At 34.9% G+C, this 21,764-nt stretch carries 14 protein-coding genes; 12 read left to right on the forward strand and 2 right to left on the reverse strand.

The window, feature by feature from the left end; translation table 11 throughout:
- Positions 1 to 382 precede the first annotated feature (382 nt).
- The 4 genes from trpS to PBV87_RS10335 all read left to right on the forward strand — a co-directional run bounded on the left by trpS (position 383) and on the right by PBV87_RS10335 (position 4,424).
- Positions 383 to 1,381, forward strand: a complete 999-nt coding sequence (gene trpS, locus PBV87_RS10320; protein ID WP_271012193.1) for a tryptophan--tRNA ligase — start codon at positions 383 to 385, stop codon at positions 1,379 to 1,381.
- A gap of 71 nt (positions 1,382 to 1,452) precedes the next feature.
- Positions 1,453 to 1,755 (forward strand): hypothetical protein, encoded by a 303-nt coding sequence (locus PBV87_RS10325; RefSeq protein ID WP_271012194.1) that lies wholly within the window; start codon positions 1,453 to 1,455, stop codon positions 1,753 to 1,755.
- 366 nt (positions 1,756 to 2,121) lie between these two features.
- The gene (locus PBV87_RS10330) at positions 2,122 to 3,435 is read left to right on the forward strand and encodes a sodium-dependent transporter (RefSeq protein WP_053984603.1); all 1,314 of its coding nucleotides are present in this window, start codon (positions 2,122 to 2,124) and stop codon (positions 3,433 to 3,435) included.
- 50 nt (positions 3,436 to 3,485) lie between these two features.
- Positions 3,486 to 4,424 (forward strand): coiled-coil domain-containing protein, encoded by a 939-nt coding sequence (locus tag PBV87_RS10335; protein WP_053984602.1) that lies wholly within the window; start codon positions 3,486 to 3,488, stop codon positions 4,422 to 4,424.
- Positions 4,425 to 4,503: 79 nt separating this feature from the next.
- Here the strand turns inward: PBV87_RS10335 and PBV87_RS10340 are convergent, their stop codons facing one another.
- Positions 4,504 to 5,286 carry a ZIP family metal transporter gene (locus PBV87_RS10340; protein WP_053984601.1) on the reverse strand — a complete coding sequence of 261 codons (783 nt, stop codon included), beginning with the start codon at positions 5,284 to 5,286 and terminating at the stop codon, positions 4,504 to 4,506.
- A 230-nt stretch (positions 5,287 to 5,516) separates the two neighbouring features.
- Between PBV87_RS10340 and PBV87_RS10345 the strand changes: the two genes are divergently transcribed.
- The 8 genes from PBV87_RS10345 (at position 5,517) to PBV87_RS22890 (ending at position 18,529) form a co-directional block, all read left to right on the forward strand.
- Positions 5,517 to 8,633 carry a hypothetical protein gene (locus PBV87_RS10345; RefSeq protein ID WP_271012195.1) on the forward strand — a complete coding sequence of 1,039 codons (3,117 nt, stop codon included), beginning with the start codon at positions 5,517 to 5,519 and terminating at the stop codon, positions 8,631 to 8,633.
- 66 nt (positions 8,634 to 8,699) lie between these two features.
- A complete protein-coding gene (locus tag PBV87_RS10350; RefSeq protein WP_271012196.1) occupies positions 8,700 to 10,064 on the forward strand; it encodes a GH1 family beta-glucosidase in 1,365 nt (454 codons plus the stop codon).
- Positions 10,065 to 10,254: 190 nt separating this feature from the next.
- A complete protein-coding gene (locus PBV87_RS10355) occupies positions 10,255 to 11,178 on the forward strand; it encodes an ABC transporter permease (protein WP_053984598.1) in 924 nt (307 codons plus the stop codon).
- A gap of 12 nt (positions 11,179 to 11,190) precedes the next feature.
- The gene (locus tag PBV87_RS10360) at positions 11,191 to 12,090 is read left to right on the forward strand and encodes a carbohydrate ABC transporter permease (protein WP_053984597.1); all 900 of its coding nucleotides are present in this window, start codon (positions 11,191 to 11,193) and stop codon (positions 12,088 to 12,090) included.
- A 51-nt stretch (positions 12,091 to 12,141) separates the two neighbouring features.
- On the forward strand, positions 12,142 to 13,800 hold the full coding sequence (locus tag PBV87_RS10365) for a type 2 periplasmic-binding domain-containing protein (RefSeq protein ID WP_271012197.1): 1,659 nt from the start codon (positions 12,142 to 12,144) through the stop codon (positions 13,798 to 13,800).
- 72 nt (positions 13,801 to 13,872) lie between these two features.
- On the forward strand, positions 13,873 to 15,213 hold the full coding sequence (locus tag PBV87_RS10370) for a glycoside hydrolase family 30 protein (protein ID WP_271012198.1): 1,341 nt from the start codon (positions 13,873 to 13,875) through the stop codon (positions 15,211 to 15,213).
- Positions 15,214 to 15,285: 72 nt separating this feature from the next.
- The gene (locus PBV87_RS10375; RefSeq protein WP_271012199.1) at positions 15,286 to 17,079 is read left to right on the forward strand and encodes a sensor histidine kinase; all 1,794 of its coding nucleotides are present in this window, start codon (positions 15,286 to 15,288) and stop codon (positions 17,077 to 17,079) included.
- Between the two features lie 10 nt (positions 17,080 to 17,089).
- Entirely contained in the window at positions 17,090 to 18,529 is a 1,440-nt protein-coding gene (locus tag PBV87_RS22890) for a response regulator transcription factor (protein ID WP_271012200.1), read from the forward strand.
- 99 nt (positions 18,530 to 18,628) lie between these two features.
- Here PBV87_RS22890 and lacZ read toward each other — a convergent pair whose 3' ends face one another.
- Positions 18,629 to 21,685 carry a beta-galactosidase, LacZ type gene (gene lacZ, locus PBV87_RS10385; RefSeq protein ID WP_271012201.1) on the reverse strand — a complete coding sequence of 1,019 codons (3,057 nt, stop codon included), beginning with the start codon at positions 21,683 to 21,685 and terminating at the stop codon, positions 18,629 to 18,631.
- Positions 21,686 to 21,764 lie beyond the last annotated feature (79 nt).

Here is a 21,764-nt window from a genome sequence, read left to right on the forward strand (position 1 = left end):
AATTCAAGAAGAATAAGATATACTATAAATAACATAAATCTAAAACCAATGAGTAAGAAGAGTAGTTATAGCAGAGAAATTCCAGAGAGTTGCAGGTGGTGGGATGCAATATTTCAAGTTATAGTGAATGGGCTTACGAGGGGAACCTGAAAAGTTAATTAAACTACAGTAGGCGTTCACGGAAACTCTAACCGTTATGATGAGAGCATATGATAGTATGTGATAAGACCTTTTTAGGTGGCTAACAGACATTTAGACTTCTGTTCCTAATTTTAGGAATGGGAGTTTTTTTATTGTCATAAATTTGATAAAAGGAGATGATGGATATGTCGGATGATTGGTGGTGGCTAGAGAATACATTATAACAAAGGAGCGAATAACAATGGAAAATAAAAAAAGAATTTTAACAGGTGATAGAACAACGGGTAGGCTACATTTGGGACATTATGTAGGAAGTTTGCAAAACAGAGTGAAACTACAAAATGACTATGAAACTTTTATACTTTTAGCAGATATACAAGCATTAACAACTCATTTCAAGAATCCTAGTATGCTTAAGGATAGCATTTATCAGGTTGCAATAGATAATTTATCTGTAGGGTTAGACCCTAACAAAGTAACATTTGTACAACAATCTCAAATTGCTGCAATAGCAGAGTTAACTGTATTTTATTCAATGTTTGTACCAGTAAATGTACTCAGACATAATCCAACAGTTAAGGCAGAAGCAGCGCAGTATGGATATGATGATTTGACCTATGGATTCTTAGGATACCCAGTAAGTCAAGCAGCGGATATTACATTTTGTCATGCTGATTTAGTACCTGTAGGGGAAGATCAATTGCCACATATGGAGTTGACAAGAAAGATAGTGAGGCGCTTTAATGATTTATATGGACATGGTGAATCAATATTAAGAGAGCCAGATGCTTTACTTAGTGAAACACCAAGATTTATTGGATTAGATGGTGGAAGTAAAATGGGTAAAAGTTTAGGTAATGCTATTTATCTTTCTGATTCACAAGAGGTGATTAAGCAGAAGATTAATGGAGCTGTTACAGATCCAAACCGTATTCGTATAACCGATTTAGGAAATCCGGATATTTGTAGTGTAAGCCAGTATCATAAAGCTTTTAATCCAGGAGAATATAATAATATATGTGATATGTGTCGTAGTGGAAAAATAGGATGTGTAGCTTGTAAGAAGCAGCTAGGTAAGGCACTTAATGATATTCTTGAACCCGTTCAAACAAAGCGTGCTTACTATGAAGAACATCTAGATGAAGTGAAAGAAATTGTTCAAACAGGAAGTGACAAGGCTAATCAAATAGGTAATGAAACTGTAAGACAGATAAAAGAAGCCATGAACATTCATTTATAATAAAGCTATATGTCATTAATACTATATTTTAATTGTGAATTGGGATAAAAGAAAATAGAGGTACTTTAAGTATGATAAAAAATGAGGAATTTATAGAAATCACCATGAAAACATTAAAAGGACTAGAATGGGGAGAAAGGGTTATAGTCAGTTCCTTTAAAAAAGATAGACATATTATGGTTACGAAGAAAGAAGAAGGTTATGATGTAGTACAAGATGGATTTGAGAAGAGAAGCTATGAGAATGTTGATGAACAAAGCCTTATTAATCTTCTAGGCGTACTACAACGTAAAGAATTTCCACGTAGTTTTAAACTATGGTTTAGTATTGAAAAGAATAAGCATGAGCAGTTGTCATTGATAGATTATTATTAATTATTAAAAATAATCGTTGACATTATGTAAAATATATAATACAATTTAAAACAATATTATTTATAGGAGAATAAACATGAACTTAACTATTACTTTCAACCAAGTAAAATTTAATAACTTTTATTATGGCTATTATAGATAGGTTTGTATTTATGATATAGAGATCATCATAGATACAAACGTCAACAAAACGTTGTATCTATGATGGCTTACTTTGCGTGAGATAAGAGCAGGCCACATAGAAAAACTATGTGGCCTTTTGATATTACAAGACAAAAGCAGGCTACATAGAATTTACTATGAGGCCTGCTTTTTTATATTTTTAAAAGTACTTCTATAGGTGATAAAAATATTGGGAGGATCGAGATGAAAGAAAGAGAAAGCTTTTCAAACAAATTTGGATTTATTATTTCTTGTGTAGGAGCAGCACTAGGGCTAGGGAATATATGGATGTTCTCTTATAGGTTAGGGGCATATGGAGGACCAGTATTTCTAATTCCATACTTTATTTTCGTTTTTGTACTAGGATCAACAGGGCTTATTATCGAGTTTGCGTTTGGACGTCATTTCAAAGGCGGGTCTTATACAGGGATAAGAGAAGTCTTTAAAAGACGCAACTTTAAAGGTGGTAAAGTGGTTGGATTAATTCCACCAATTGGCCTTATGGGTGTATTAATGTTTTACAGTGTTGTTATTGGATGGATTTTAAAATACTTCTCAATGAGTGTAACAGGGGAGCTTATGCAGATTAATCCAGCTACATATTTTGATAGTTTTTCAGGAACTATGAGCAGTGTACCATACTTCTTTATTGCAATGCTTTTAACAGTTGTTATCGTATCTTTAGGGATTACAAAAGGAATCGAAAAATTAAATAAGTGGATTATGCCATTACTTTTTGTACTTTTCATTGTATTAACCATTAGAGGTATTACATTACCTGGTGCTATGGAAGGGGTTAAATACTTAATGACTCCTGATTGGTCATACTTATTGAAGGTTGAGACATGGGTTATGGCACTTGGGCAAGCATTCTTCACGGTTTCACTGAATGGTTGTGGAATGGTTGTATATGGTAGTTACATTAGTGAGAAATTTGATATTCCAAGTGCAGCATTTAGCACAGCTTTATTTGATACATTAGCAGCACTTTTAGCTTCATTTATGATTATGCCAGCTGTATTTGCATTTGGACTTGATCCAGCAGCAGGACCATCTTTACTTTTTATTACATTACCTCAAGTATTCCAAGCGATGCCATACGGTAATGTACTTAGTGGATTATTCTTCTTAAGTATTATTTTTGCAGCCATTTCATCATCTGTTAATATGTTAGAAGGTAGTATGGAAGCCTTCATGGCATGGACAAAAAAATCTCGTGTAGTAGCATGTGCAGTCATTGGAGGTATAAGTTTTATACTAGCATTACCACTAGCAACAAATGGGGCATACTTTGGGAAATTTGCAGACCTTATAACAATTGTAGTATCACCAGTAGCAGCGCTTATTGTAGCAGGGGTGTTCTTCTACTTAGTGGATGGCAAAGAAATTTTAGGAGCAATTAATGAAGGGGCGAAACGTCCTCTCCCAGCTAAATTTATTCCTTTTGGAAAGTATGTTTTTGTAGGTGTAACGCTCGTTGTTATCGTATTAGGCATTGCATATGGAGGCATAGGCTGAGATAATAGAACTAAGTTATATTTAATATAAACTTAGGGAGGGTGTGAGATATGCTCAGACGAATTAATCAAGAGATTTTAATGCTACAAGAAGAATATATTCATCCAGATCGAATTGCTAAGAAGATGAATGAGGCTAAGAAATTGCTAGAAGATACACGTTATGAGTTACGTAGCTTAGAAAAAAGCTTAGTAAAAGAAAACTTAGATGTTGAAAAGATAGAAAAAGGGAGTCTTACTTCAATTTTTTATAAATGTTTAGGGCAACATCAGAAAAAAGTTGAGAAAGAAAAAGCAGAAGCATTAGCTGCTAAGCTAAAATATGATGCGTGTAAAATAAGAGAAGAAAACTTAGTCAAAGACATGAGTAAGCTCAGTAAAGAACACTATAAAATGTCAAAGATTCAAGAAGAAATAGATAAGTTGAAAGAGCAAAAACGTAATTTGGTGGAAAACTCAAATAGTGTAGAAAGTCAATTGATTCAAAAACTTAGACAAGAAATAGTAAGTCTAAAAAATGAGATTAAAGAAATTAATGAGGCGATTTCACCAGGTAGGTCAGCTACATATGCTTTGAATGATGCTTTAGATTTATTAAATTCAGCAGGGAGTTGGGGAACGTTTGATCTTCTAGGTGGAGACTTAATGGCAGATATGATGAAGCATAGTAAGATTGATCAAGCAAAAGGGCGTATATTAGAAGCTCAAACTTATCTTCAAAGACTACGTGTGGAGCTGCAAGATGTGAATATGCAAATTTATTCAAGTATAGAAGTATCTCAAGGTGCAGTACTTGCCGACTTCTTCTTTGATGGACTTATTGCTGACTGGTATATGCAATCTAAGATTAAACAATCAAAAGAAAATGTAGCAAAGATTTTTGGTGAGGTCACGCAAGTTGTCAATGCCCTCTCTAAGCAACTTAATGAAAAAGAAAAAAGCTTGCAAGAAAAAGAAAGAAAGATAGAAAGACTTATTGAGCAAGCATAAGTGATATAAAATAGATGAAAAGATTTTTGAGTTATAAACAGGGCTAAGGATTTAATATTAAATCCTTAGCCCTGTTTATTTAAATAATTCCATTTACAGAGATAAAGCCCAATACAATACCTATAATGGCAAAGAGGGCAGGACGTCTGCCGTGGTGAAGTAAGATTGCTTGTGGAAGTACCTCACAAAAAGTAACGTAGAGCATAGCACCAGCTGCGAGAGCTAGAGAAACTGCAATAGGTAGGTCACCTACACCACCCAGAAGGGCTCCAATTAATCCACCAATTAAAGTAGGTGCACCAGAAAGAGAAGTAAGCCCAATTGCTTTCCACTTATTCATTCCACCTTCGATAAGAGGAACCCCAATACTCATACCTTCAGGAATATTATGTAGGGCAATTAAGAAAGCAAGGGTAAGTCCCATGGTTGCATCATGAGAAGTAGCTGAGCCAATAGCCATGCCTTCAGGTAAATTATGTAGGGCAATAGCTGCAAACATAATAAAGCCAGAGCGTAGCATAGATTTTTCTTGGGATGTAGAAATTAAACCTTGCTGATGACGTAAGTCTTCAAGCTCAACGTGAGTTTCTTCTGTATGAGTAATATGGTCAATGACTGTATTGAGTGCTTGAACAACCAAGATACCTAGGAAGATAGAAACAGCAGTTATAAGAACAGAACTGAGTGAAAGTGCCTCAGGAATCAGATCAAAACAAACGATACTAAGCATAACACCCCCAGCAAAAGAGAGTAAAGAACTTAATGCTTTTTTTGAACTATTGCCAAAGAACATACCGATGATACCGCCGAGACCTGTTCCAATAATACCAGCGGCGCTGGCAACGAGAAGAGTTTTTAACATATGAAGCCTCCTTTGTTGATACGAACAATAAAACTAAGATTAATTTTATACTAGTTTTTAACTTTTTTAAATAAATCATACTAATTATTTTTCAATTACTGATTAAAAGTTTGAGAGAAAATAGGAGAATGAAAAACAGATACCTGAAATGAAAAATGACTCATTATTTTACATAGACCTTTTCTTTAAAATAAAGATAATAGAACAATAAAGTAAAAGGAGACTTGAATATGTTTGATAATAATAACCGATTTATGATAAATGATTATACAAATAAACCTACGTTTGCTAGCTTCTTGCCAGGAATTAGTGGCTTAATGGGAACACCAATTTGGTGTTTCTATGTGAACCGTGGACAAGGAATTACTAGCTTTGGTGTAAAAGATAAAAATCATAGTATTATGGAGTTCCATGCAGCGCAACAAGCTTATCAAAATGTAAGTACAGTTGGATTTAGAACATTTTTAAAGATAGATAATAACTACTATGAGCCATTTTACAATGAAGGGCCAGAAGCAGCAGATGCTCGTAGAAGTATGTTTATTGGCGCCAATGAAGTAGAAGTTGAAGAGGTAAATAAGGAAAAAGGTATTCAAACGAATGTACTTTATTTCACATTACCAAACGAAGAAGTGGGTGGATTAGTACGTAAGGTGACATTAAAAAATATTAGTAATCAACCTTATACTTTAGATATTTTAGATGGTATGCCACAAGTTATCCCTTATGGTGTAGACTTAGGCGCTATGAAGATGATGGGGCAAACAGTTAAGGCATGGATGCAAGTACAAGATGTAGAAGCACATGTACCTTTTTATTCAGTACGTGCAAGTATGGAGGATTCAGCTGTAGTTAAAGAAGTTAAAGGGGGACATTTCTACCTTACAATGAGTGAGCAAGGTGCATTACTACCAGCTATTGTAGATACAGAAGTTGTATTCTTAGAAAATACTGCATTAACTAAACCTCTTGGCTTTATGAATCAAGATAGAGAGACACTTTTAGCAACTAAACAAATGTGTCAAAACAATTTACCATGTGGCTTCTTTAGTAACCAAGCGACATTACAACCAGGTGAAGCTTATAGTTTCTATAGCTTAATTGGTCAAGTAGAGCAAAAAGAACAATTAGAGGTTTTAAGAGCAAAAATAGTAGATGGCAATTATTTTGAGAATAAATATGAAGAAGCCAAACACCTGACAGAAGAAATCTGTGAAGTGATAGAAACAAAAACAGCTTCACCAGTCTTTGATGCATATTGTAAACAAACTTATTTAGATAACGTATTACGTGGAGGTATGCCACTTCTATTAGGAGATAAAAATATTTATCATGTCTATTCACGTAAACATGGCGATACAGAAAGAGATTATAACTTCTTTAGTATGAGTCCAGAATTTTATTCCCAGGGAAATGCTAACTTTAGAGATGTGAATCAAAATAGACGATGTGATGTTTACTTTGCAGATTTTGTAAAAGACTATAACGTAAAAACTTTCTACAACCTCATTCAATTAGATGGATACAATCCATTAGGAGTACAAGGGGTGAACTATACTCTTACAGAAGAACAAGTAGAGAGTATTTTAAAAGAAATTAATGGAACAGAAGCAATAAGAGCACTTTTAACACAACCTTTTACTCTAGGAAGTGTATTAAAAGCGATTATGACAGAAAATATTGCATTAAACGTTTCAAATGAAACCTTTATTGAATGCATTATGAAAGATGCTACATCACATGTTCAAGCTGTATTTGGCGAAGGGTACTGGACAGATCACTGGACTTATAACTTAGATTTAGTAGAAAGCTTCCTTGGTATTTATCCAGAGAAAGAAAAAGAACTTCTTTTTGATGATAGATCTTATACTTATTTTGAAAGCGGTGCTACAGTTAGACCAAGAAAAGAACGTTATGTATTAACTGAAAATGGTGTAAGACAATACAATGCCATTGACCATAACATCAAAGAGCATGTAAGTCATAAAGAAGCTAGAGAAAATAACGGTGAGGGTAAAGTGTATACCTCTAACTTATTTGAGAAGATGATGATCTTAGCAACTAATAAATTTGCAGCCTTAGATCCATATGGTATGGGTATTGAGATGGAAGGTGGCAAACCAGGTTGGTATGATGCATTAAATGGTGTACCAGGCATCTTTGGTTCTTCTATGGCAGAGACTTATGAACTGTATCGCATGGTAGAGTTTATGCTAGGAAGTCTTAAATTAGGGACAGATGTGATTACATTACCTATAGAAGTGATGTCCTTTATTAGATCTATTCAAGAGTCACTTGTTCGCTTCGAGGCAGGTAAATTATCAGATCTTGCTTATTGGGATCAAGTTAACGTAGCAAAAGAAGTGTATAGAGAAAAAATCCTATGGGGAATTCAAGGTGACAAAGAGCAACTTACACTTTATGAGGTAGAAGTGATCTTAACATCATGGTTAGAAAAGTTACGCCAAGGTGTTGAAAGAGCTGTGGCTTATGGAGAAGGCTTATGTCCAACATACTTTACTTATGAAATGAGTGAGTATACAACAACAGAAGAGGGTATTGTACCAAGTAAGTTTGACGTGGTGAAGATGCCTTACTTCTTAGAAGGACCAGTAAGATACCTAAAAATGGGTGAAGGTAGAAAAGAAGCAGCATCACTTCATGAGAAAGTTAAAGCAAGCGATTTATACGACCATAAGTTACAAATGTACAAAGTAAATGGTCCATTAAAAGATACGTCATTCGAAGTAGGGCGTGCAAAAGCCTTTACACCAGGTTGGTTAGAAAATGAATCTATTTGGTTACACATGGAATACAAATATTTACTTGAGCTATTAAGATCAGGTTTATATGAAGCATACTTTGAGTCACTTCAAAATGCATTGGTACCATTCTTAAATCCAGAGATATATGGAAGAAGTATTTTAGAAAATTCATCTTTCATTGCAAGTAGTGCTAATCCAAATGAGAAAATCCATGGCAGAGGATTTGTTGCTCGTTTAAGTGGTTCAACAGCTGAATTCTTACACATGTGGCAAGTGATGATGATTGGAGAAAATCCATTTACAGTAGAAGATGGCGTACTTATATTAAGTTTTGCACCAGCATTACCAGCTTATCTTGTTTCAGTAGATGAACCGGTAAAATGTAAGTTCTTAGGTGATATAGAAGTAAACTATCATTTTAAAGAAGTAAAAGATATAATGCCAGGGTATACAACGATAGAGAAAATAGAACTTATATACAAAGATGGTAGATGTCATACTGTAGAAGCTAATAAACTAAGTGGTGCATTAGCAGAAGATGTAAGAAATCATCACGTAACAAGTATTCATATTTATGCCTAAGGATACACAGTAAATAATATAAATTAAATGAAATAGAAATTAAAAGCAAGAGATGGAGGCAAAATGATGAGTTTTAATAAAGATTTTGTATGGGGAGTAGCAACTTCTTCTTATCAAATAGAAGGTGCAGCTTATGAAGATGGTAAAGGTTTATCAATCTGGGATGTGTATTGTACACAACCAGGTAGAGTTTATGAAGGACATAATGGAGATGTAGCTTGTGACCATTATCATCGTTATAAAGAAGATGTCAAAATGATGAAAGAAATGGGAATTAAAGCTTATAGATTCTCTGTTTCTTGGCCAAGAGTGTTACCAAATGGCATAGGTGAAGTAAATGAGTTAGGCTTAGCATTCTATGATAACTTAGTAGATGAACTGATTGAAGCAGGCATTGAACCATATGTGACTTTATTCCATTGGGACTTACCTTATGAGCTTCATAAAAAAGGTGGATGGATGAATCCAGATAGTCCAATGTGGTTTGCAGAGTATACAAAGGTCATCGTAGAGAGGCTTTCAGATAGAGTGAAGTACTTTATGACATTTAATGAACCACAATGTTTTGTAGGACTTGGCTATTCACAAGGTTTACATGCACCGGGACTTAAACAATCTATTCGTGATACATTGGAAATGGCCCATCATATCTTGCTTGCTCATGGGCATAGTGTGAAGACTATTCGTGAGTATGCAAAGGGTGAAGTAAAGGTAGGCTTTGCACCAACAGCATCTATGAATTATCCAGCTTCTGATAGCAAAGAAGACATTGAAGCTGCAAAACGTTCACTCTTTGAAATGCCACGTGAGATTCGTGAAGAATGGGCATGGAATATCACATGGTGGAATGACCCAATATTCTTTGGGCATTATCCTGAAGATGGCTTAGAACTTTTTAAAGACTACCTACCAGAGATTAAAGAGGGCGATATGGAAATCATTTCTCAGCCCCTTGATTTTCTAGGACAAAATGTATATAACGGAAGAGAAATTAAAGCAGGAGAGAATGGAGAAATTATCTATTTAACCAGAGAAGCTGGTTCACCTAAGACAGCTCTTAACTGGCCAATTACGCCTAAGTCACTTTACTGGGGGCCTAAATTCTTATATGAACGTTATAAAAAACCTATCTATATCACAGAGAATGGCTTATCTTGTCATGATGTTGTATCTTTAGATGGGAAAGTACATGATCCAAACCGTATAGATTTCTTACAACGTTATTTAAGAGAATTTAAGCGTGCAGGAGAAGATGGTGTAGAAGTTGCAGGTTATTTCCAATGGTCTTTAATGGATAACTTTGAATGGCACAGTGGTTATGGAGAACGCTTTGGTATCGTGTATGTAGACTATGCAACAGGTGAAAGAATCATTAAGGATTCAGGTTACTGGTATAAATCAGTTATTGAAGCAAACGGAAAAAACTTATAAAGTTTGACTCATAGTAAAGAAAATAAACCATCTAGATACCCTAGTGGAAGAGGGATCTAGGTGGTTTGTTTTTTTAGAGTACCCTTTATAAAATTTAGACACCTAATACAAAAAATGAAACGTTATGTAAGTAAAATTAGTCAATTATAATAATGTTATAAAAGATGATAACTTGATGAGGAGGATGGCGATGACACAGACAGTAAAGACAAGTACATTGAAAAAGCTTATAGGGCAGAAGTATTTGCAACTCATGGTTTTACCAGGTGTAATCTGGATGCTTATCTTTAACTATATTCCAATGACAGGAATTGTAATTGCTTTCAAAAACTTTAAAATTACAAAACCAATAGCAGATGCACCTTGGGTAGGATTAGAACACTTTATAGAGTTTTTTAGCGATCCAAACTTTGCGAATATTATGACTAACACATTAGGTATTAGCTTACTAAAACTTCTTATAGGATTTCCATTACCAATCTTATTCGCAATTTTATTAAATGAAGTGCGTCATGCGAGATTTAAAAAGACTATTCAAACAGTATCTTACTTACCACACTTTATTTCATGGGTAGTACTGGGTGGGCTAATGATTACATGGCTTAGTGAGCCAGGCATGATCAACGAAGTACTTGTAAACTTTGGAATTTTAGATAAACCGATAGCCTTTTTAGCAGATCCGAAGTATTTCTGGGGATTAACAGTTGTATCAGATGTATGGAAAGAACTTGGTTGGTCAGCAATTATTTATCTTGCAGCAATCTCAGGGATTGACCAACAAATGTATGAAGCAGCCACAGTAGATGGTGCAACAAAGCTTCAAAAGATCATGAAGATTACACTTCCTTCAATTAAAGGGACAATTGCAATCATGTTTATCTTAGCAGTAGCGAACATGCTCAGTTCAAACTTTGATCAAATCTTTATTCTTAAAAACGTGCTTAATGCATCAAGTAGTGAAGTTATAGATACATACGTTTACCAAATGGGTATGAGAGCGGGACGTTATTCTTATGCGACAGCCATTGGGTTATTCAAATCAGTCATTGCGATGATCTTACTTCTAACAGCAAACTTTACAACGAAAAAATTACAAGGAAGATCATTATTCTAAGGAGGGAAAAAGGTGGAGCGAAAAAAATTTAACTGGAGACAGCAGCGAACAAATGGTGAAATAGCCTTTGACTGGTTTAATGTTACTTTAATGGCCGTTATTTGTTTTATCACCCTTTATCCTATCTGGTATATTATAGTAAACTCACTTAATGAAGGGGCCGATGCGATGCTAGGAGGTATCTTCTGGTGGCCAAGAAAGTTTACATTAGACAATTATACAGCAGTATTCCAAAATAGTGGGGTAATTAAAGCTTTTGGTGTAACAATATTAAGAACAGTGGTAGGGACAGTAACAAACGTACTTTTCACTGCAATGGTAGCTTATCCATTATCAAAGGATCATTTAGTAGGAAGAAAGTTTTATATGGCTATGGGAACCGTTACAATGTTCTTTAGTGGTGGTCTTATTCCATCCTTCTTACTTTATAAAAACATGCAATTATTAGATACTTTCTGGGTTTACATTATTCCAGGTCTCTTCAACTTCTTTAACTTAATTATTTTTGTTAACTTCTTTAGAGAGATACCAGGTGCCCTAGAAGAATCAGCATCTATTGATGGTGCTACAGATTGGACCATATTTACAAGAATTATCTTACCATTATCAAAACCAGTACTAGCAACGATTGCACTTTTCACAGGTGTATATCACTGGAATGATTATTTTGCAGGTGTTATCTTCATCAATAATCCAAACTTACAACCGATTCAAACATTCTTATATCGTATTGTAGCAGAAACAGGTTCTACTCAGATGATGGCAACAGCAGGCAATATTACACGTACAACCACATCATTATCAATTAAACTTGCAACGATGGTTGTAACAACGCTACCAATAGTATGTGTATATCCTTTCTTACAAAAATACTTTGTAAAGGGTATGATGATTGGAGCAGTAAAAGAGTAAGTAATACATTATTAAAAATATATAGATACATATAAAGAGAGGGGTAGTAGTATGAACATGAAATTAAAAAGAACATTAGCAGCTACTATGGCTTGTATGATGGTAGCAGGGACTGTAGGATGTAGCAGTGGTAGCAAACCAGAAGCATCACAAGGAGTAGCTAAGCCAGAAGGAACAACACAAAAAGAAGTATCAGCAGATGAACCAGGCTGGATGAGAAATAGTGATGATAAAGTGAACCTTCAATGGTATATTAACTTCTCATGGTTTACAACACCATGGGGTGAAGATATGACTTCACAAAAGATCACTGAAGAAACTGGTATTGATATTGACTTTATTGTACCAGCGGGTAATGAAGCAGAAAAACTTAATACAATGCTTGCTTCAGATACACTTCCAGATATCCTAACACTTGGTTGGTGGGAAGGCCAAATCAAAGAAATGATTGATAGTGATATGGTCTATGCACTTAATGAACTTGCAGATCAATATGATCCATATTTCTTCAAAGTAGCGGATGATGCACGTTTAGGCTGGTATACACAAGAAGATGGTAATGTTTATGCTTATCCAAACTCATCATACACACCATCAGATTACGAAAAATATGATAATATCTCATCTAACCAAACATTCTTAGTAAGAAAAGATATGTATGAAGCAATTGGTAGCCCAGATATGAGCACACCAGAAGGTTTCTTAGATGCTCTTAGAAAAGCTCAAGAGATGTTCCCACAAGTAAATGGTCAACCACTTATTCCAATCGGATTCCATGAATTTGGTGAAACAGGTAACTGGTCAGTAGAAAAATACTTACAAGATTTCTTAGCGATCCCATACGAGAAAGATGGCAAGCTTTATGATAGAACAACTGATCCTGAATATGTTAGATGGTTAAAAACATTGAATCAAGCAAGTAGAGAAGGGTTAATTGCAAATGATGTATTTGTAGATAAACGTTCTCAAATGGAAGAAAAAATTGCACAAGGTCGTTACTTTGCAATGATGTATCAAAGAACAGATATGGCAGCACAACAAAAAATTCTTTACAACAATGATCCAAATAGCATTTACATTGCTATAGACGGACCAAAGAATGCAGCTGGTGATGACCACATCTTACAAGGTGGTGGTATTTACGGTTGGACAGTTACACTTATCTCTAAAAACTGTGAAAGACCAGATAGAGCTATTGAGCTTTTAACTTACTTAATGAGTGAACATGGACAAAAAAGAGTTTGCCTTGGTATAGAAGGTGAAACTTATGATATGGTAGATGGCAAACCAGTTGTAAAAGATGAAGTGAAACAACTTCTTCAAACAGACCGTACTGCATACGACAGAAAATACGGTGCAGATGATACATTCTGGATGCTTCAAGACTTAGCAATGCAACTTCAATGGACAGAAGGACCACAAGAACCACTTGCTCAATTAGAAGAATGGACCTATCCATATACAACTTTCTTATCTCAATATGAAGGGTTGGACCCAGCAGTTGGTACAGAAGAAGAAATTATTGGACTTAAAATAGGTAGAGCATGGGGGGAAGTTCTTCCAAAATTATTACTTGCACAATCAGATGCAGAGTTTGATGAGCTCTTCAATAAGTTCTTAGCAGACCGTGAATCTTTAGGCTATGAAAAACTTATGGCTGTTAAGCAAGCGATGATGGAAGAAAATAAAGTAAAACTTGGCTTAGAATAATATTAATAGAATGTAAAAGATAAATAACCTGAACCGACCTAATGGTTCAGGTTATTTTGAAAGGAGAAGGCTATGAATATTAAAGTGATTACAACCAACGAAGGAAAAAATCATTATTTACAACAAGTAGAATCTGTATCTTTTATACATCAAACAGATGCAGCTATGGAGGCTGTTAATATTTACCCGGAAATCACTTACCAAACGATTAGTGGATTTGGTGGTGCCTTTACAGAAGCGATGGCATACAATGTGCTTGGTTTACCAGAAGCAAAACAAGATGCACTGATTGCGGATTACTTTGGAGAACAGGGTATTGGCTATAATTTATGTCGTACTCATATTAATAGCTGTGACTTTGCACTTGGGAACTATGCTTATGTAGAAGATGAAACAGATACTGCATTTGCTACTTTTGATATTTCAAGAGATAAAAAATACATCATTCCTGTGATTAAGAAAGCACAAGTAGTGACTAAAGAGCCTATTGCATTTTTAGCATCTCCATGGAGTCCACCAGCCTTTATGAAGACAACAGGCGAGATGAATCATGGTGGTAAGTTAAAGCCAGAGTGTCAAAAGGCATGGGCACAATATATTGCTAAATACATAAAGACTTACAAAGAAGAAGGCATTGAGATTTCAATGATTACAGTGCAGAATGAGCCAGAAGCTGTACAAACATGGGATTCTTGTGTCTATACATCAGAAGAGGAAATGATCTTTGTACGTGATTATTTAGGCCCAATTTTTGAAGAAGAAGGACTAGAAGATGTAAAAATCTTCGTATGGGATCACAATAAAGAGCGCCTTTATGAACGTACAAGAGATATACTAAAAGATGAAAAAGCAAATCGTTATGTAAGTGGTATAGGCTTCCATTGGTATACAGGAGATCATTTTGAAGCAGTACAAATGGTAAGAGATATCTATCCAGATAAAGAACTTCTTTTCACAGAAGGTTGTGTAGAGTATAGTCGATTTGCCCAGGCCAATGCAGTTCAAAAAGCAAATATGTATGCTCATGATATGATTGGTAACTTTAATTCAGGAATGAATGGCTACATCGATTGGAATATGGTATTAGACCACAAGGGTGGGCCTAACCATGTAGGTAATTTCTGTGATGCACCTATTATGTGCAATGAGGAGCAAACAGATTATGAAAAGCGCTTAACTTACTATTATATAGGGCATTTTAGCAAGTATATTAAAAAAGGTGCTAAACGTATTGCAACGACTAAATATACAGCAGATTTAGATGTAGTAGGCTTTGTAAATCCAGATGATGAGAAGGTTATTGTTGTATTAAACCGTACATCAGAGGCTAAACATATTACATTAAGAGAAGAACAAAGATATGCAAAAGTTACTGTGGAACCACAAGCTATCTATACCTTTATTTATCAATAGATAGGGTATCTAGTAAACGATAATAAATTATGAGATAATAGTAAATATATTGATAAAGAAGGGAGAATAAGGATGAAAGTATTAAAATTTAAATTTATTAATTTTATAGCATCTATGAAAATAAGACATAAAATCTTACTACTCAATCTCCTTATTCTCATTATTCCATGCGTTTTCTTTGCTATGAGGAGCATTGAATACTATCAAGATAGACAGATACAAGAGCAAATTAATGATATGGAAAGTGATTTGATCGAAATTAGTAGCCAGTTCATGAATAGCTATGAAATATGTAATATGACTATGCAAACTATGCTTCTTAATAATGAGGTCGAAAAGTTTGTTGGAAAGCTATTAGATGGGGATACATTATCTGTTCATCAACTTATAGATTTTAATAATACAGAGATAAGAGCTATAGAACGACTTATTAATACCAATCCTTATATTCATAGTATAAGATTTTATATAAATACCAAGATGCTAGAACTTGCACCTGTTATTTATACCAGTGAGCGCTTTGATAAGGTAGAACTTCTACAAGGCTTTAAAGGAATCAATCTATATTTTGATGAAAGAGATACTGTTACACCCAGTCAGAAAGCATCACCCTATGCAGAGCCACTAGCAACACTTGTAGCACCATATCAAAACATAAAGAGAGAGCAAATAGGTGTTGTTGAAATTGCTACACCTATGCGCTGCATGTTCCCTCAAATGTATGGGACAACAGAGCAAGAGGTTATGTACTTTATTGATGCAGAAAAAAATATTTACCAAGATGATTATGTTCAAATAGATAAATGGAAGTTGCACAAGGATGACATTGTAAAAGTACTTGATAAGGACAAAAAAATTAATTTGGTGACTTTAGGGCAAGAGCCTGTTGTCATTGGATATCAAGCTATTAAAAGTATAGATGGACATATTATTAAGATCCGTTCATTAGAAGAAGTGTATCAGCAAATAAATTGGTTACGTATGACAGTTATTGTAGGAATGATCTCGCTAATCGCTCTTATTACATTTCTTATTAATAAAAGTACTCAGTTAGTGTTTAAAAACTTCTATAAGATACTTGATGCAATTCATGAAGTTCAAAAAGGTAACTTTGATGTAGAAATTGAAGATTTTGGTAACGGGGAAATGGGAGAGTTAGGAACAAGTATTCAGACTATGACCCATAGTATCAAAGAGCTTATGGATGATAAAATTACCCAGGAAACATTGGTAAAGGACTCACAGATTAAAGCGCTACAAAATCAAATTAATGCTCACTTTATTTATAATGTTTTAGAGTCTATTAAAATGATGGCAGAAATAGAAGGTATGTTTGATATATCAGATGCTATTACTTATTTAGGCAAATTACTAAGGTATAGTATGAAATGGCGTTCACCTATGGTAAAGCTTAAAGAGGAACTTGATTATATAGAAAATTATATGGCACTTTTAAATTTAAGATATGATTATAAGACTACGACGAATATAAGTATTCCAGACAACTTATATGAGCAAATGATTCCTAAAATGTGTATTCAGCCTATTGTTGAAAATGCTATGAAGCATGGTATAGAAGATGTTGCAGAAGATACGGCTATTTATATAAAAGGCAGAATGGAAAAGGACTACTTTATCATAGAGGTTACGGATTTTGGAACAGGTATGGGTAAGGTAGAACTTGATCAACTTAAAATGAAGATAGCAGGGGAACTTGTAGAGGAAAAACAATCTTCAAATGGAATAGGCTTGAAAAATGTACAAGATAGAATAAAACTTTGTTTTGGTGAAGACTATGGTTTAGAAGTTCAATCTAAAGAAGGTTCTTTTACAAAAATTGTGTTGAAGATTCCGTATAGTGTATAGGAGGAATAATGTGAAAACCATACTAATTGCTGAAGATGAGAAAATGATTAGGCAAGGCTTAAAAGCAATGATTGGGCGTTCAGGCGTAGAAGTGGAACAAATACTAGAATGTCCTAATGGTATAGAAGCACTTAATATTATTGATGAGCAAGAAGTATCTGTATTATTTACAGATATTAGAATGCCTAAAATGGATGGATTGGCATTATTAAATGCACTCAAAGAACGTACGAATCCACCAGAAATAGTTGTTATTAGTGGCTATGATGATTTTAGTTATGCTGTAGAAGCACTTAAATGTGGTGCAAAAGACTATCTATTAAAACCTGTAAGCCGTGAGGCGATTTATAAGGTGATGAAAGAACTAGAAGAAATCATCAAAGAGAAGAATAAATTAGTAGAAACAATGGAAGTGATTGATGATATACTTGAGCAACAAATTAAGTATATTTTCCTGAATACTTCTGTTACAAAAAGTGAATTATGTAGCTTTGAGCAAGGATTCTCTAACCATTGGATTAATCAAGAAGCCTATAGAGTTTTTTGCATGCATGAAGCCATCGAATTACCAACGGAAATAGAAGTGATAAGCTGTGTAGTTGAGAACTGCTATATAGTTATTGCAAAAGACGAAGATACGAAAAAAGTAGAAGCTTATTACCAAGGGAAAAATATAGGGGCAAGTAGTAGCTATGCATCTATTCATCATTTAAGAATTGCTTATGAGCAAGCCATTTTAGCAAGAAGATATGCCTATATTATGAACGTACCTTTTTTGAACTATGAAGATATCCCAACGCAACATAATTTGAAAATAGAAAACAAAGATATTACCAAGCTTATTCAACTTATAGGGACGGAAAGAAAAGAAGAATTTGAAGAAGTCTTTAATAAGATATTAGGTAAAGATAGTATAGAAGGACTAATCTACGATGATTTTGAAAAACTAATGGAAATGCTAATCGGTCATATTCTAGAAGCCTATGGTTCTTTAATCGATATCGTAGAGTTTAAAAAGGTGAAAGACTTTTATCAATATGCAGATTATACAAGTTATCAAGCACACCTTAAGGCTTATCTTTTAGAACTTAATGATAAAATCTGTGATACTCATGAGAGTAATAGAAATAACGTGAAGATGAAAGAAGCTCTAGCCTACATAAAATCTAACTATGAAAAGGATTTAAATATGGCTATGGTATCCAATCATATTTCTATGAACTACTCATTCTTCTCACAGACGTTTAAGGAATACACAGGGATGAGCTTTGTGAACTATATCAAAGATGTAAGAATTAATAAAGCAAAAGAATTATTAGAAAGCACCAATAAAAAAGTAGCAGAGATCGGTTATGCTGTTGGCTATGAAAATGAAAAACACTTTATGAAAGTATTTAGAAGTGTAACGGGGATTTCACCAACAGAGTATCGAAAAAATAGTCAGTTATAAATAGTAAAGAGCTCGTGCAAAGGCACGAGCTCTTTTGGCTAATTAAGATAAGTAGAGAACTATGCAGTGCATATTCTTTCGGCTTCAACTTCAAGAATGCTAGATAGTTGGACGCATGCGGTATTCAAGTTCGCTTGGGATATTTTCAATCCAGATTGGCTTGATTGAGAATGCGAAGTCGATTACTTTTTGATTGAACTCATAGTTAGAAGCAAGTTGTGGCCCACAGCTGTTAGAACCAATACCTGTTTGACGGTAATCAATGTGAAGAATTGTTTCTTTGCGTGGTTTAAGCTGATGTGCCATAGCTGTAGTTGCTAAATCTTCTGCTGTATAGTGAAGTGCACTAAAGTTAAAGTCTGTATCACCTTTAACAATAAGGCCAACACCTGAAGCATTATGAATATTTGCCCATCTTACTTTTGTACGGTTACCACATTCTTGTGGTTTGATATAAGGTTCGTACATGTTAGATACAGTTGTTTCAAAGCGTCCCATGTATGCACTTTGGCAAAGGTCCATATAGTTTTCATTTGGTCCCATACCGAAGTAAGCTACTTGTTCATTACCTGCTGGCATATGAAGTTCTAGACCAAAGCGAGGAAGTGCATTTAAGTTCGCTCTTACATCTGCATGCATAGCTACTTGGATTTCTCCAGTTGCCCAGATCGTATAAGTTGTTGTGCCTTGAAGAAGAGGACGAACAGCTGGACCACCAAGAGCGTAGCTTACTTCTAGTTTAACGAATGTATTTGTAGTTTCTAAGATAGAAGTGTTGTAAACATGTGTTGTAGCACAGTGCATCATTTGATGACGCCAACCGTGTTGAATATTACGGTCATTATCTGTAGGTGCACGCCAGATAGATGGCTCAGGAGTACTTGCTAAAAGTTCTACGCCATTTGTCTTGAGACTTTCAAAGCTTCCAGCAAATTTACTGAAGCGGTATTCAAAGCTTTCACCAATGAAAGTAAGGTGGGTAGGATCTTCTTTAAGTTCAAGTGTATCTACCACAGGGGCTTGAAGCATAGTTACAGCTTTTAATTCAAACTGTTGGAATGCTACTTCATAGCCACGTTCAGCCCAAGGTGTAGGTGCCTTTTGAACAAAGCTTAAATTAAGGAAGAAGTCTCCAGCTATATGAGAAGGTAGACTATAATCTAATTGAATCTCAGATGTAGTATGAGCTAGAACTTGAAGATTAGCCACAGTACCTGTTTGGTAAGGGTAACCATCTTTTGTTACAGTCCATTCAAGTTGTAAGCCACTAAGATCTAAGAAGTCATAGCGATTTGTAAGAGCTATTTTGCCACATGATAAGTCCGTAGCTTCTACTTGTACAGGTTGGATAACATGTTTGTAATCTTTAAGACCAGTATGAGGTACACGGTCAGGACTTACTAAACCATCTACGCAGAAGTTACCATCATGAGGGAATTCTTCAAAGTATCCACCATATACAAAGAATGGTTTACCTTCTTCATCATACTGACGTACAGAGTGGTCGCACCATTCCCATACACATCCACCAATAAGACGAGGATATTTGTAGAAGAGATCCCAGTAAGTTTTTAAATCTCCAGGGCCTACACCCATAGCATGGCTATACTCACAAAGGAAGAAAGGTCTATGATCAGTTGTATCTTGACCTTCTTTATTAACGTCTTCAGGAGAACGGTACATGTAGCTTACTACATCTACACATGGATGCACTTGCCCTTCTTCGCAGCCAATCTCTGTCTTACCTCTAAAGTGAACAGTTCCTTCGTAGTGAACAAGACGACTTGGATCACGGTCTTTAGCCCATTTAGACATAGCTATATGGTTTTTGCCAAAGAAGGATTCATTTCCAAGTGACCACATAATAATACAAGGGTGATTCTTATCTCTTTCTACCATACGAATCATACGATCGAGATAAGCTGTTTCCCAAACTGGATCATTTGTAAGGATATTGCAATCAGCAGCAGATTCTGTACCATGAGTTTCAAGATCTGCCTCATCTACTACATAGAAACCATATTCATTACAAAGTCTGAGGAACTCTGGTGCATTAGGATAGTGAGAAGTTCTAACCGTATTGATGTTGTGGCGTTTCATGGTTATTAAATCTTGGATCATATGAGCAATAGGTGTATAGTGACCAAGGTCTGGATGAGAGTCATGGCGGTTAACCCCTTTAAGTTTGATTGCTACACCATTTACGAGAAGTGCACCATTATCAGCTACTTCGATTGTTCTAAAACCAACTTGAAGAGGAATGAATTCATCTTTGTAATGAAGAACTAAAGTATAGAGATAAGGTGTTTCAGCAGTCCACTTTTCTACATTTGGTACTTCGAAAGTAAAGGTTTCTTGAGCACATTTTTTAGTAGCTACAAGCTGATGATTTGCATCAAATAAAGATACTTCATACTCATCTGAAAGAGATGTATTAAATGTAACAGTACCAGTTAAAGTTCCATTAGTATAAGTTGTATCTAAAGAAGGTTGTGCAAAGATATCAACAATGTGAGACTGAGGTCTTGCAAGTAAATACACATCACGGAAGATACCTGAAAGACGATAGAAGTCTTGATCTTCTAAGTAACTACCATCGCACCATTTAAGAACTTTGATTGCCAATTTATTTGTGCCTTCAACAAGGGCATTAGTTAAATTGAATTCAGCTGGGATGTGTGTACCTTGACTATAGCCAATGAAAGTACCATTGAGCCAGATATAGAAACAAGCATTAACCCCTTCAAAATTAATGAAAACTTGGTTTTCACTCCAATTAGTAGGAAGTGTAAATTCTTTAATATAAAGTCCTGCTGGGTTTTCGTTTGGAACGAAAGGTGGATTAACAGGGAATGGATAATTTACATTGGTATATTGAGGTTTATCATAACCATGAAGTTGCCAGTTAGAAGGAACAGGAATAGTGGCCCAGTCATCACTTGGGTAATCTAATTCATGGAAATTAGAAGGTGCATCAATATAAGTATCACAATAATTAAATTTCCAAGTACCATTTAAGAGTTTGTAGTAAGGAGAAAGCCCTTTATGGTGTGCTAATGCATCAGTACAACTAGCAAATGGAATATAATAGGCACGAGCTGGTTCACGATTAATTTGTACAATAGTTGGATCTTGCCATTCAAATTGATTTTGCATAATCTACTCCTTTATATGTAAATAATTGTTGTGTATATGAAAAAATATTAATATATACTAAAATTATAAATACTGATAA

It is taken from the genome of Holtiella tumoricola (assembly GCF_027857615.1).
In the GTDB taxonomy this organism is placed as follows: Bacteria; Bacillota; Clostridia; order Lachnospirales; family Cellulosilyticaceae; genus Holtiella; species Holtiella tumoricola.

Excerpts from the sequence above, each read along its gene's own strand:
- PBV87_RS10350 (WP_271012196.1), top strand. The coding sequence starts at position 8,700 with ATGAGTTTTAATAAAGATTTTGTATGGGGAGTAGCAACTTCTTCTTAT.
- PBV87_RS10335 (WP_053984602.1), top strand. The coding sequence starts at position 3,486 with ATGCTCAGACGAATTAATCAAGAGATTTTAATGCTACAAGAAGAATAT.
- lacZ (WP_271012201.1), bottom strand. The coding sequence starts at position 21,685 with ATGCAAAATCAATTTGAATGGCAAGATCCAACTATTGTACAAATTAAT.
- PBV87_RS10330 (WP_053984603.1), top strand. The coding sequence starts at position 2,122 with ATGAAAGAAAGAGAAAGCTTTTCAAACAAATTTGGATTTATTATTTCT.
- PBV87_RS10365 (WP_271012197.1), top strand. The coding sequence starts at position 12,142 with ATGAACATGAAATTAAAAAGAACATTAGCAGCTACTATGGCTTGTATG.
- PBV87_RS10370 (WP_271012198.1), top strand. The coding sequence starts at position 13,873 with ATGAATATTAAAGTGATTACAACCAACGAAGGAAAAAATCATTATTTA.
- PBV87_RS10325 (WP_271012194.1), top strand. The coding sequence starts at position 1,453 with ATGATAAAAAATGAGGAATTTATAGAAATCACCATGAAAACATTAAAA.
- trpS (WP_271012193.1), top strand. The coding sequence starts at position 383 with ATGGAAAATAAAAAAAGAATTTTAACAGGTGATAGAACAACGGGTAGG.
- PBV87_RS10345 (WP_271012195.1), top strand. The coding sequence starts at position 5,517 with ATGTTTGATAATAATAACCGATTTATGATAAATGATTATACAAATAAA.
- PBV87_RS10355 (WP_053984598.1), top strand. The coding sequence starts at position 10,255 with ATGACACAGACAGTAAAGACAAGTACATTGAAAAAGCTTATAGGGCAG.
- PBV87_RS10375 (WP_271012199.1), top strand. The coding sequence starts at position 15,286 with ATGAAAGTATTAAAATTTAAATTTATTAATTTTATAGCATCTATGAAA.
- PBV87_RS10340 (WP_053984601.1), bottom strand. The coding sequence starts at position 5,286 with ATGTTAAAAACTCTTCTCGTTGCCAGCGCCGCTGGTATTATTGGAACA.